This is a genomic window from Polynucleobacter sp. AP-Capit-er-40B-B4 (assembly GCF_018882245.1).
In the GTDB taxonomy this organism is placed as follows: domain Bacteria; phylum Pseudomonadota; class Gammaproteobacteria; order Burkholderiales; family Burkholderiaceae; genus Polynucleobacter.
This window is the reverse complement of the sequence record NZ_JACVOV010000001.1, coordinates 439,317-452,329: the sequence shown is the minus strand read 5'-3', so window position 1 is coordinate 452,329 and position 13,013 is coordinate 439,317. Positions and strand designations below refer to the sequence as shown.

11 protein-coding genes are annotated in these 13,013 nt (G+C 45.7%); 6 read left to right on the top strand and 5 right to left on the bottom strand.

The annotated features are described in order from the left end of the window. Nucleotides 1-4 precede the first annotated feature (4 nt). Nucleotides 5-805, bottom strand: coding sequence for an IclR family transcriptional regulator (locus ICN19_RS02160; protein WP_255536905.1), 801 nt, complete (start codon nt 803-805; stop codon nt 5-7). Between the two features lie 191 nt (nt 806-996). Here ICN19_RS02160 and ICN19_RS02155 point away from each other — a divergent pair, with 191 nt between their 5' ends. From ICN19_RS02155 to ICN19_RS02145, 3 genes are read left to right on the top strand one after another with little or no spacing between them, the layout of a single operon-like run. Then, nucleotides 997-1,983, top strand: a complete 987-nt coding sequence (locus ICN19_RS02155; protein WP_216245383.1) for a tripartite tricarboxylate transporter substrate binding protein — start codon at nt 997-999, stop codon at nt 1,981-1,983. A gap of 49 nt (nt 1,984-2,032) precedes the next feature. Next, nucleotides 2,033-3,442, top strand: a complete 1,410-nt coding sequence (locus ICN19_RS02150) for an aldehyde dehydrogenase family protein (RefSeq protein ID WP_216245375.1) — start codon at nt 2,033-2,035, stop codon at nt 3,440-3,442. 4 nt (nt 3,443-3,446) lie between these two features. Then, on the top strand, nt 3,447-4,982 hold the full coding sequence (locus ICN19_RS02145; RefSeq protein WP_216245373.1) for an AMP-binding protein: 1,536 nt from the start codon (nt 3,447-3,449) through the stop codon (nt 4,980-4,982). 5 nt (nt 4,983-4,987) lie between these two features. Here the strand turns inward: ICN19_RS02145 and ICN19_RS02140 are convergent, their stop codons facing one another. From ICN19_RS02140 to ICN19_RS02125, 4 genes are read right to left on the bottom strand one after another with little or no spacing between them, the layout of a single operon-like run. Then, on the bottom strand, nt 4,988-6,259 hold the full coding sequence (locus ICN19_RS02140) for a SulP family inorganic anion transporter (RefSeq protein WP_216245370.1): 1,272 nt from the start codon (nt 6,257-6,259) through the stop codon (nt 4,988-4,990). A 5-nt stretch (nt 6,260-6,264) separates the two neighbouring features. Continuing rightward, nucleotides 6,265-7,866 (bottom strand): GMC family oxidoreductase, encoded by a 1,602-nt coding sequence (locus ICN19_RS02135; protein WP_216245368.1) that lies wholly within the window; start codon nt 7,864-7,866, stop codon nt 6,265-6,267. A gap of 5 nt (nt 7,867-7,871) precedes the next feature. Next, nucleotides 7,872-8,702, bottom strand: a complete 831-nt coding sequence (locus tag ICN19_RS02130; RefSeq protein WP_216245361.1) for a 3-keto-5-aminohexanoate cleavage protein — start codon at nt 8,700-8,702, stop codon at nt 7,872-7,874. A gap of 15 nt (nt 8,703-8,717) precedes the next feature. After that, a complete protein-coding gene (locus tag ICN19_RS02125; RefSeq protein WP_216245359.1) occupies nt 8,718-9,530 on the bottom strand; it encodes an IclR family transcriptional regulator in 813 nt (270 codons plus the stop codon). 113 nt (nt 9,531-9,643) lie between these two features. On the opposite strand from ICN19_RS02125, the gene accB reads away from it, so the two are divergent. From accB to ICN19_RS02110, 3 genes are read left to right on the top strand one after another with little or no spacing between them, the layout of a single operon-like run. Then, nucleotides 9,644-10,210, top strand: a complete 567-nt coding sequence (gene accB, locus ICN19_RS02120) for an acetyl-CoA carboxylase biotin carboxyl carrier protein (RefSeq protein ID WP_370625106.1) — start codon at nt 9,644-9,646, stop codon at nt 10,208-10,210. After that, on the top strand, nt 10,210-11,667 hold the full coding sequence (locus ICN19_RS02115; protein ID WP_216245357.1) for a pyruvate carboxylase subunit B: 1,458 nt from the start codon (nt 10,210-10,212) through the stop codon (nt 11,665-11,667). Before accB ends, ICN19_RS02115 begins: the two co-directional genes overlap by 1 nt. A gap of 59 nt (nt 11,668-11,726) precedes the next feature. Beyond that, a complete protein-coding gene (locus ICN19_RS02110; RefSeq protein WP_216245355.1) occupies nt 11,727-13,010 on the top strand; it encodes an ABC transporter substrate-binding protein in 1,284 nt (427 codons plus the stop codon). Nucleotides 13,011-13,013: the final 3 nt, after the last annotated feature.

The window sequence follows — 13,013 nt, the reverse complement described above, 5'->3', positions numbered from 1 at the left end:
CTAATTAGGAAAGGGTTTGAGAGATGCGCTCAGACGCTTCTTTTAGCTTAGGAATATGTTCCATCGCTTGATTTAGAGGGAGTCTTGCTGTTGCTGCATGAACGGCAATCGCTGCTACTACCTCACCTAGTGAGTCCTTGACGGGTACTGCCACACAAGAAACTCCTAATACATATTCTTCGTTGTCTACCGCATAGCCGGTACTCACAATTCTTTCCATCTCTGATTCCAATAGGTGGCGATCAGTAATAGTTCTATGAGTAAATTGCTGTAGCGGAAGACTTTCTAAAATCTTGGTACGCTCATCTACAGGTTTGTAAGCAAGAAGTAATTTTCCGCTGGCACTGCAATGTGGAGGTAGCACTGTGCCTGGCGGTAGGTGAAGGCGCAAAGCCCAGTCAGCTTCGACGCGATCCAAATAAAACAATTCACCGCGCCTTAAAACAGCAAGGTTGCAGGTTTCACCTAGTTCAGCGACTAAGCCGCGTAGGATAGTATGACGAATAGCTGAAACACTATCGTGCGTCATTGTGGACATCGCCAGATGAGAAAGTCGCTCACCAGGGGCATAGGTTCTTCCGCCTGGCTCCCTTGCTACCAAGCCTGCCTCTTCAAAAATGGCCAAGGTTCTATGCAGGGATGCTTTTGGCATTCCGGTAATTTGCATGAGTTGGGCTAGGGTGGCGGGCTGCTGCAATGCGGCCAAAGCCTCCAAGATCACTACGCCTTTGAGCATGGATGAGTTCTCGCTGGAACTATCCCTTTTAGCGGTATCAGGCTGTTCTATGGTGTCTAATTCAAGCATGGGCGTTAGATCTCATGAAATGTGTCATTTTGTTCATTCTAATAGAACAAGGTTGTAAATTCCAGGGAAAATGTTAGTATTTTTACTTATACGAAACAACTTGTTCCGTTTAATAAGATCATTTATGCTTTCTCATACAGTAAATAAGGGCTAAGATAAGCCTAAAAGTAGTACTAAATAGGAGATTGGTTATGCGTAGAAGCAATCTATTAGCCGCTGTACTGTCAACAACCCTTGCTTTTATGGGCTCACTCGGTTGGGCTCATCTTGCTCAGGCACAAGCATGGCCAACTAAGCCAATCAAATTTATCGTTCCTTATCCACCTGGTGGAGGCACTGATGTGATCGCGCGTATTGTGCAGGAGCCATTAAGCCAAGCGCTTGGTCAGCAGGTCATTATTGATAACCGCGGCGGCGCGGGAGGATCTATCGGAACGGATATTGCAGCCAAGTCACCATCAGATGGTTACACCGTTTTGTTTACGCTTTCATCACACACTATCAATCCGGCAATTTATCCAAAACTGGCTTTTGATACTGAAAAAGATTTTTTACCAGTTTCTTTAGTTGCTTCATTGCCCCAAATCTTAGTAGCCAATCCAGATTTCCCAGCTAAGTCTGTTAAAGAAGTTATTCAAATGGCAAAGGCAAAACCAGAAGCAGTTTCATATGCCTCTGTGGGTAATGGATCGCCTGGCCACTTAGCTGGTGCGATGATGGCGGGGTCTGCCGGTGTTTCAATGATGCATATCCCATACCGTGGGGGTGGTCCTGCAATTACTGATGTCATGGCTGGTCAGGTGCCGCTGCTTTGGGTTTCCATTCCTGCTGCAGCTAACTACGTCAAGGCTGGAAAGCTCCGTGCATTAGCGGTGTCTACCGTAAAACGTTCACCAGTTTTCCCAGACGTGCCAACCATGGCTGAACTAGGTTTCAAGGATTATGAAGTGGACTCTTGGTATGCCATGTTTGTGCCAGCGGGTACACCACAGCCAATTATCGATACTTTATATAAGGCTACAGTCAAGGTGCTCGCGGAGCCTGCCGTTAAGGACAAATTGCTTGCTCAAGGTGCTGAGGCAGTTGGTAGTACGCCTGCTCAATTAGGAGCGATTGTTAAAACTGAATTGGTTAAATGGAAAAAAGTAACCAAGGATGCAGCAATTAAAGCCGAATAAATAAGTTCACCCTAAAGATGTGCAGTAAATAAATAAGATAAGAATACTAATGATGACGCCAGTTGAAGCAATTATTGAACGTGGACGTGTTGCCCAGAAGTTATATGAGGGTTACACACAAGCTCAAGTGAACTTAGTGGTTGAGGCGGTTGCCTGGGCGATTCTTGAGCCAAAGCGAAATCAAGAGTTGGCAGAGCTTGCTGTTCAAGATACTGGCTTAGGGGATGTGGCTGATAAGTTCAAAAAGAACTTTAGAAAAACCTTGGGATTAGTGCGCGACTTAAGTTACGCAAAAACAGTTGGCATTATTTCCGAGGACTTAAAGTCGGGTTTGACAGAGTATGCTCGTCCCGTTGGTGTGGTGGCTGCTATTACACCGTCAACCAACCCTGGCGCTACCCCGATTAATAAAATCTTAAATGCTTTGAAGTGCCGAAACGCGGTAGTAGTGGCGCCTTCTCCAAAAGGGTATTCGACTTGTGCCCGTTTGCTCGAGTTCGTACATCAACAATTAGATCTAGTTAAGGCGCCTAGAGATTTAGTGCAGATGTTGCCATTTCCGATTACCAAAGATTCCACCAATGAATTGATGCGCTTAGCTGATTTGGTTGTGGCAACTGGATCTCAGGCAAATATTCGTGCTGCATATACCTGTGGCACTCCTGCTTTCGGTGTTGGGGCTGGTAATGTTCTGGTTATTATTGACGAGCATGCTGATCTTGCTAGTGCAGCCAATAAAATATTGCAGTCCAAAACATTTGATAACGCCACTAGTTGCTCTAGTGAGAATGGCGTGGTGATTTGCTCTCAGGTTTATGACAAAGCTATCGGTGCGCTGGAGGCGGCAGGTGGCTTGATGCTAGATGCCGCTGATAAGAAGCGACTGGAAGCTGTTATGTTTCAGAATGGCAAACTGACTTCAACATTGACCGCTCAGAATCCAGCGGTAATTGCTGAGCGTGCGCAATTGCAAAATCCAAAGGCAAAATCAGCCAAATTCTTTATGGTTGAAGAGCAGGGCTTCGGGCCTTCAGTTCCTTTTTCTGGCGAAAAATTAAGTCCCGTCTTGACGGTGTGGAAGGCTACAGATTTTGAAGCTGCCAAAGCATTAATTTCCAATGTATATGCTTATCAAGGAGCGGGTCATTCTGTTGGTTTACATACCGCACAAAGTGGTGAGACTTTAGAGTCTCGGGCTGCCGCTCTTGCACAGCAATTGCCTGTTGCCAGAATCATTGTTAACCAGGCACATGCGATTGCTACTGGCGGTAGTTTTGAAAATGGCTTACCGTTTTCCTTATCCATGGGTTGCGGAACATGGGGTAAAAATAATTTCTCAGAGAACATGAACTATCGCCACTACCTCAACATTACGAGAGTGGTTAGACCCATTCCGGAGCATGTGCCCAAGGTTGAAGATTTGCTGAAAGAGTATTTCAGTCGCTATCCTCAGGCGTAATTCGATGATGACTGCTTCATGCAAGAGTTTGGGTGAGGTGCTTTCATATTGGGAGAAGGTTCAGCCTGAAAAACCATTTTTGTTTGCTCCTGAAATTAGCGCTGCCCTGACTTATGGGCAGCTTGCCAAGGAAGCGCGTCATTTTGAAGCCTGGTTGGAGCAGGAGAGTATTAGTGCAAAGGGTCATGTGGGCCTCTTTATGCAAAATGGGCGCCAAACCACTACAGTTTTTTTGGCAACCATGGCCTGTGGGCGAGTGATTACCCCTTTAAATCTATTGGCGCCCACCGATCAACTAGCTTGGGTGTTAGATCACAGTGATATTGAGGTGTTGTTTTATTCGCCCGATAAGAAGCAGGGATTATTTTTAGCTCTTGAGAAGACCAAAAGAAAATTCAAGGTGATTGAGCTAGATCCAGATGCGGCAGCAGGACCATTTATGCAGTGCGCACCCGGAATATTGCCATCGGCTACGTCTTCACAACCTGCTCTCTTGATGTATACCTCCGGTACAACCGGAACTCCTAAGGGGGTCTTGCTTACCCACGCTAATCTATTGCATGCTGCGCGCTCTATGGCAGCATGGCACTCATTAACACAGTCAGATATTGTGTTGAGTTCACTGCCGATTTACCACATCAACGGACAAGTTATCTCAACAATCACACCATTTGTATCCGGTGGGTCTGTGGTGGCGCCACATGCTTTTTCTGTTTCAAGTTGGTGGAGTTTGGCAATTCAGTATCGCTGTACTTGGATCAATATGGTTCCTACCATCATTGCGTATTTGATTAATGCCGCTAAGAGTGGTGGTGCATTGCCTAGTCGCGAGGACTTGAAGTCGATTCGATTTGGTCGATCTGCCTCTGCTCCTCTACCGCCCGAGCATCATCGTGAATTTGAAGCTCTCTTTGGAATCACCGTCATTGAGGGAATGGGTATGACAGAGTCAGCCTCAATGGTCTTTTGTAATCCCCATGACGAAAGTAGACGCTACGGTAGTCCTGGCCAACCTTGTGGTGTAGAGGCTAAAGTTATTGATCCAGAGGGCAACCTTCTTGGTAACAATACCGTGGGTGAAATTTGTCTACGCGGTGGGAACGTACTCAATGCTTACTACAAGGCGGAGGCGGAAACCACCAAAGCTTTTGATAGTGAAGGTTGGTTAAAAACTGGTGATCTGGGTATGCGTGACGATGATGGTTTTTATTTCATCACCGGGCGCTTGAAAGAGTTGATCATCAAAGGCGGAGAGAATATTGCTCCACGCGAAATCGATGAGGCAGTCTTGAAGCATCCCGCAGTATTAGATGCCGCGGCAGTGGGTATTCCTGATAGCAACTATGGACAAGAAATTATGGTCTGTATTGTTCTCAAGCCAGAAGCAAAATGTACTGAAGACGAAATGCGTTCATTCTGTCTAAAAGAGCTGGGGAAATTTAGAACACCCAAAATCATTCTCTTTATGGAAGATCTACCGCGTGGACCCTCGGGTAAAGTGCAGCGCCTAAAGCTATTGGATCTACAAAAAGCACACTAGGTTTTCTAGGTCTTTGCGGTAAAGCGTTTGATGAGTATGGAACTGATGATTCCAGCAAGTATTGCCCATTCCAGTGGAATAGTAATAGTGCCAATGCCGGTAATTAACATTGGAATCCATTCTCTTGCTCCCATATGAAATTCATGGCGAATCTGCTTTATATCAATTAAGTTCCAGGCTACCACTAGTAATAGGGATGCAATAACTACGTAGGGGATATGCTTTGCTAGTGGCGAGACAAAGGCAAGCAAGATAAAAAGAAAAACGGCAGCGCAAATCGCTGAGAGCGGTGTTTTTGCTCCAGAGGCAAGGTTTACGCCAGTGCGATTGAATGAGCCGCTAGCAGGGTAGGCAGAGAAGAATGACCCGCATACATTGGCCAACCCTTGCCCAATAAATTCTTGGTTAGCATTGAACTGATCTTTTGTTTTTAATGCAATTGCGCGTGCAATAGCCATTGCTTCGGTCGATGCCAGCAGTGTCATGATCAGGGCGGCGCTAAATAGCTTTTGTAAAGTTTCGCTACTTAAGTCTGGGCTGGATATTGGCGGGAATGCACCGGGTATTTCCTGAACTTTTTTGAAGGCAACCACGCCAGGCATTAATGTTTCAAGTAAAGCAGCTGCAATGCTTCCTAGTACAACGGCTACCAGCATGGCAGGTAGAAAGCGATTCAGTGGCTTCCAGATTTGAATGGCGATTAAGGTGAAGAGCACTACCGCTGGCGCTGCCATTTGCCATTGATTGTTGATCAGTGCGAATGCTACAGCACTGATTGTTTCTGGAACACCCTTGCCTCTTGGAATATTGATGCCAAGAAGGGTGCCCAGTTGGCTATTAATAATCAGAATTGCTGCGCCAACAGTGAAACCAACAATGACTGAGTGTGGAATCTTTTCTACCCATTTACCAGCTTTAGCTAATCCTAAGACGAGTTGCAATGCGCCTACTAAAAAACTCAGCGTTAAAACATAACCAACATATTGATCTGACTCCGGAAGTGCGAGCGGGGAAATCAGTGCCATCGTTGTGAGGGAGATGGCGTTGGCTGGACCAGTAACCATTAAGCGGCTTGAGCCAAATAGCGCTGCAATTAGGCACGGAATCATGGCTGCGTATAGGCCATAGTGAGGCGGCATACCTGCTAATAATGCAAAGGCAATACCCTGAGGCATAACAACAATGGCGCCAGTCAGGCCAGCAAAAATATCTGCGCGTATCGTTCCTAGCGTTCGGTACTCAGGAAGCCACTTACTAAAAGGTAGTTGCCAGCGCATCGGGCTTAAATTCGACCCAAGATCAAATCGGCAGCTCTTTCTGCAAGCATTACCGCAGGCCAGTTGGTATTGCCCGAAGGTAAGGTTGGCATCGCCGAACAATCAACAACTCTGAGGCCTTGTACACCCCTCACTTTTAATGAAGCATCGAGTACTGCCATCGGGTCGCTATCTGGTCCCATTTGGCAGGTACCGGTTGGATGAAAAATCGTTGCGCCATTATTGCGGCAAAACTCTAAAATTTCTTCATCGGATTGTGGGTTATTCGGTTTTACCTCTCTAGTAATCAGAGAGCGAAGCGGTTCAGTTTGCGCAATTTTTCTGGCGTACTTAACGGCAGCAATGCTAATTTCACGGTCATATGATGTTGACATGTAATTAGCAAACATCTTGGGGGGTACCAGTGGGTCTGTTGACTGAATGCGGACGTGACCACGGGATTCTGGTCTGAGTTGGCATACCGACATAGTAAATCCAGAGAAGGGATGAACCTTGCCACCAGCCATCTCTGCAGAAAGTGTTGCTAAGTGAAACTGAATGTCAGGTGTTTTGGAGTCCTTCATCACGCGTGTAAAGAGACCGCCTTGATTGATGCCGATTGAAAGCGGTCCACCGCGAAAGAATAACCAATCTAAGCCCATCTTGAGTTGTCCAAACCAAGAGGAGAGTTGGTCATTAGTCGAGATGGGTTGATTTAATTCATAAATTAGGCGGTGCTGTAGATGATCTTGTAGATTTTCTCCAACTCCTGGCAAGTCATGCACAAGCGGGATATTAAATTCTTGCAATAGTTTGGCTGGACCCACTCCAGATAGTTGCAAAATTTGGGGGCTCTGAATAGCGCCTACACTCAGGATGACTTCTTTATTAGCGCGCACTATGCTTTTTTTACCGTTACGGAATATTTCAATACCTACGGCTTTTTTATTCTCAAAAATAACTTTACAAGCCTGACTGTCTGTCAGGATTTCTAGGTTATTACGATGCTTAGCGGGTTTTAAATAAGCAACCGCGGTACTGCAGCGAAAACCTTTGTGGGTAGTGAGTTGATAGTAGCCAACCCCTTCTTGCGTTAAGTTATTGAAATCATCTGTCTCGGGCACCCCTAAAGCATTGGCAGTCTTTTTAAATGCTTCCACCAATGGATGTTTCTTCGGAATAGACGACGCCTTTAAGGGGCCTTTTTGTGAATGGAGTGGCTCGCTTAAGCGATCATTTCCTTCTGCTTTTTTAAAGTAGGGCAGTACATCATCCCAGCCCCAGCCAGGATTTCCAAGGTCGCGCCAAGTGTCGTAGTCTTCTTTTTGTCCGCGAATAAAAATAAGACCATTGATTGAACTGGAGCCACCTAGTGTCTTGCCTCTAGGCCAATAAATCTGTCTATTGTTTACACCGGGATCAGGCTCAGTCTGAAATTTCCAGTTCAGCTTTGGATCCCACATCGTTTTTGCGTATCCAATTGGTAAATGAATCCAGGGAGAGCGGTCCTTGGGTCCCGCTTCAATTAAGCAAACAGAGTTCTTGGGGTCCTCTGAGAGGCGGCTAGCTAAAACACAACCAGATGAGCCGCCGCCGACAACGATGTAATCAAAAGATGTATTGGACATATTGATTAATGCTTTCTTAATCCCAAAATTTCACGAGCTTGCGCCGGGGTTGCTACTGTGCGGTTGTAATTAGGCGCCATCTCAGCAAGGCGCGCAACGAGTTCGGCATTGTCTTTAGCGGCTCGAGTTTTATCAAAGCGCGTATTGTCTTCAAGGCCTGTTCTGACATGACCACCTAATTCGAGAGTCCATTCATTGACTGGTAATTGATGACGTGCAATACCGGCTGCAGTCCATGTCGCATCTGGCATGATTGCCTTTAATTCGGAAATGAGAAATTCTAGAATCGTGCGTCGTGCGGGCATTGCATTGGGGATGCCCATGACAAATTGCACGTGTGCTGGTGCTTTGAGGAGACCGCGTTCAACTAAATTGGCAGCGTTATAGAGCATAGCAAGGTCAAAAATCTCGATTTCTGGCTTGATCTCGTACTTCAGCATCTCGCTTGCAAGGCCATCTACAAACTCAGGGGGATTTTCATAAATCCCCGTTGGAAAATTCACGGAACCTGTTGCGAGTGAGGCCATGTCAGGTCGATGGAACAACATTCCACCGCGAGCAGCTTGATCTCGTCCACGACCACCAGTGGAAAACTGAATAATCATTCCTGGACAATGTTTTTGTATGCCCTCTTGAACAGCTGCATATAAATCAGGATCTGAACTGGGGGTTTCATCTGCATTACGCACATGAATATGCGCAAGGGATGCACCCGCTTCAAACGCTTTATGCGTTTCTTCAATCTGCTCGCTAGTAGTGACTGGCAATCCTGGACAATCTTTCTTGCGAGGTATTGCGCCTGTCATTGCTACTGTGATGATTACGGGAGTGGTCATATTGTTTCCATGAAATTAATTGCTGGTATCGGATAGGCTGCTTTGAATATCATTCGCTGCACGCTTTAATGGCTTGACATAAAAATCAATCGATTTTTCTTGCATGCGTGGGGCTGGACCATGCGCTGTAATAGTGGCAAATGTTTTATATTTTGAATTGATGACTGGCACGGCAATTCCAATAAATCCCTCTAGGAAGGCCGATTCATCAAGGGCATAGCCATCATTGCGAATTTTTTCAAGCTCAACAAATAGTTTGTCGTAAGTAGTTATTGTTCTTGGTGTGTAGGTTTCAAATGGCTCGTTACCTAGCGAGCGTCGAACCTGCAACTCAGTCATGCCTGAGAGAAATAACTTTCCACTCGCAGTGCAGTGCAAGGGCACGCGCATGCCGAGATCCACGTGAAGACGAATAGGCGCGCTTGTCTCGACGCGATCTAAATACATTACTTTATTGCCGTCCAAGATATTGAAGTTACAGGTTTCACCAATTTCTTCAACAAGACGTTTCATTACCGCTACGCGTTGTGACCGAATTGAGTCCACAGAGAGAATATTCATTCCCATGATTCTGAGTTTTGCGCTTGGCTGAAAACGTCTGCCATTGGGATCGCGTTCGATAAATCCTTGGGCAACTAATGTATTAAGCAATCTAAATGCCGTGGGTTTGGCTAAGCCGGTTCCTGTGGAAATAGTCTCAAGAGTGAGTGGAAATTCTGATTCGGCAATAGTTTCCAGTATGAGCAATACCTTTTCCGCCATGCTGGATTTAGCGGATTCTTCCAATATTTCGGCTGGAGGAGTGATGCGGGAGAGCTTTTGTGGCATTTATTGAGGATTTTTTGAAGATATTTGCGTTTTTAAGTGTTTACCCTTAAAGCATTTCACCTGATGATACTTTAAATTTCATTAGAGAAAATATTAACTAAAAATACGAGACAGTGCAAACAAAAAAGAAAGTCGCCTCAAAAGCGAAAGTAAAGACAAAGCCTTCCAAAAAAGTTCCAGTTAAAAAAGCTGCAACGAAGGTTAAGTTGCCACCTGAATTCACGATGAAGCAGGTGAAGGAAATTGTTGCCCTCATTAAGGATGCAGGCACGTTCACTACCTTCGGCTATAAGACTGAGGAATTTGAGATTGAGATTTCAGTAGGTCCACAAATCACATCAGCGCCGAGCACTTATGTTGCGCCTCAAGTAGCCATGCCTACATCTGTAAGCATTGCCGCTCCTGCTGTTGCTGCATCTTCGTTAAGTCTTTCCCCATCAGAGCGCGCTATTAAAAGCCCGATGATCGGAACTTTTTATCGCAGACCAAGTCCTAGCTCCGATCCGTTCGTTGAGGTGGGTGATAGCGTCACACCTACAACAGATCTATGCATTGTCGAGGTCATGAAATTGCTTAACACCATACCTGCGGAATGCACGGGGAGGGTATCTCGTATCCTGGTTGAAGATGGTGCGACGATTGAAGTTGGACAACCACTCATGGTGATTGAGCTGACTTAATGGCAACTAAAAAACCATTCGAAATGATCGACGTCACTCTGCGCGATGCGCATCAGTGCCTTTGGTCTACTCGTATGACTACTCCCCATATGTATCCAGCTCTAGCTGATATAGATCAAGCCGGCTATGGCTATATCAACATATTGGGTGGCGCTGTTTTTGATGTCATGGTGCGCTTCTTGCGCGAAGACCCATGGAGGCGCATGAGGTTTTTAAGCGAGCAACTCAGTACTCCAACAGACGCATTAACGCGCGGTCAAAGCATTTATACATTTGAATTGTTTCCAGACGATGTTGTGGCACTCAATGTAGAGTTGTTGGCTCAGTCCGGCGTCAGAGTATTGACTGTTTATGACGCTCTGAACGATAACCGCAATATCGAATCTTCTGTAAAGGCTGGCAAGAAACACGGCATGCTCATTAATGCTATGTTGACTTATGCCTTAAGTCCTGTGCACGACGATGCTTACTTCATTGCCCGTACACGTGAGTTGGTTAAATTAGGTGTAGATTTCATTTCGGTAAAAGATCCTACCGGCTTGCTTACCCCCGAAAGATCGGCGACTCTTTTCCCTGCCGTGGTTTCTGCGGCAGCAGGCATTCCCATTAAATTACATTCGCATTGCCAATCCGGTTTGGCGCCATTGGTATACGAAGAGGCTATCAAGGCTGGGTTTGCTTATGGCTATGTGGCAACTGATTGCTTAGCAAATGGTGCCTCTCTCCCTTCAGTGCTGGATGTGTATGCCAGCGCTCAAAAACTCGGTCGAGCGCCCAAGATGAATCATTCAGCCTTGCAAAAGGTGGATGAGTACTTTGATTGGATTTGCGCGCGCGACAATTTTGCTCGAGGAGAGAAGGCGGCGTATGACCCAGCTCTATACGAGCATCAAATCCCCGGCGGGATGATTTCTAATCTGCGCGCTCAATTAGCTACGATGGGCATCTCTCATAGAGAGGCAGAGATTCTGGAGGAGACCGCGAGAGTTCGCGAGGATTTGGGTTACCCCATTTTAGTGAGCCCATTTGCTCAATATATTGTTACTCAAGCAGTCCTGAATGTGATGCAGGGTGAACGCTATAAAACAATCCCTGATGAGATAAAGCTTTATCTCAAGGGTCACTATGGAAGATTGGCTGGCACACCAAGCGCTCAGGTTATGGCGCGTGCGAACGTAGACTATGACGCCTCTCGTCGACCTGGTGAATTAATTGAGCCTGCTTTGCCTGGCCTAAGAAAAAAATGGGGCCGCTCAATTAGCAAGGAGCAGTTGAGTCTTCATGCCTTTTATCCTGAGCATCTTGCCTTGGGTTTGAAGGACGGTGCCCAAGAGGCTTTGAAGCAGGGACCTGCTTTACAGCCCTTTACTGAGTTGGTGAAGTATTTAGTTATGAAAAAAGAATATAGAAAAATTAGAACCAGATTGGGTGGTATAGAGTTAAGCTTCAGCAGTTAGTTTTTTGGCCTTTGCTTTTGGTATTTGGTGCAAGAAATTTCAATTTTAAGGAGATCGTAATGAAACAATTTAGCGCATCACGCCGTATCTTTTCAGTGCTCGCTGTCGCCATGTTATCGGGCGCTCCAATGCTGTCAATGGCACAAAACGCCACAAAGTTCAATGATTATGGGTGGCCAGAGGGAGCGGATGAGAAAGTCTCAGCTAAGTCTGTAGCTTGGCTCAAGGAAAAAGGCTGGTGGCCTGTGCAAATTGCTTTCCAACCGCCTTGGTCTGGTCAAAATACAGTCAATTTGGTAATGGATAAGAAAGGTCTTTTATCTAAGCGCGGTATCGAGGCTAAATTACAGGCGTTCCCATCGGGACCTGCGATCAATGAAGTCATTATTTCTGGGCGATTCCAGTTTGGTAATGGAGGTAACTTCCCATTCACCTCTTTGATTGATAAAAACATTCCCGTGAAGACAATCGCGGTAATTAATACTAATTTGATGCACGCTGTTTTAGTGCCATTGGATTCCAAGATCAAATCCTTTAAGGACTTCAAGGGCTCCAATCCACCAGCAACTATTGGTATCGTGACTGGCTCCTCAGCTGAGTTTTATATTCAAGCAGCAGCTAAAGCGAATGGCATTGAGATTGGCAAAGATATCATCCTAAAAAATATGCCTCCAGGTGAGCAAATGGCGATGCCAAAAGGTATTGATGCGGTAGTTCCTTGGGACCCAACCCCAACCATCATGTCTAAAGAGCGCAAGAACGCTAGAATTATTAGCGACAGCTATCCGTACAACATTTATGCCGGTACCTTCTATGTGCGCCAAGAAGTCATTGATAACGCACCTGACGTAGTGCAAGCATTTACTGATGCGATTGCCGAGGCAACACTTTGGATTAGAAAGAATCCAGATGCTGCGGTTGATGTCATGCAAGAAGATCCAAACTTGAAGAACTATTCAAAAGACATCTTGCGTCAACAAATCTCTGCCTACAACTTGCTCTATAAACCTAATTACATTTACCCAATTCCGGTATTTTGGGGTCGTGCAAATGAGCCAATCTACACATGGCTTTATGAGAACAAGCGTATTCAGAATAAGTTAACCGGCATTGATTTTGCGCGCGCAGTAGATACACGCTTTATGGATAAAACGTTCGAGAAGTTAGGTTGGGCAACAATTTCAAGACCACCATTTTTACCAGCCAGCTGGTCTGCGCCAATGGATAAAACTCCGTATCCAACTTATATGAATCCATTAAATACCACTACACCACAGCCTTTCCCAGAAAAGGGTGATCTCGTAAGAGATTGGTCCTTTGATGGTAAGACCTATAAGAAATAAGAG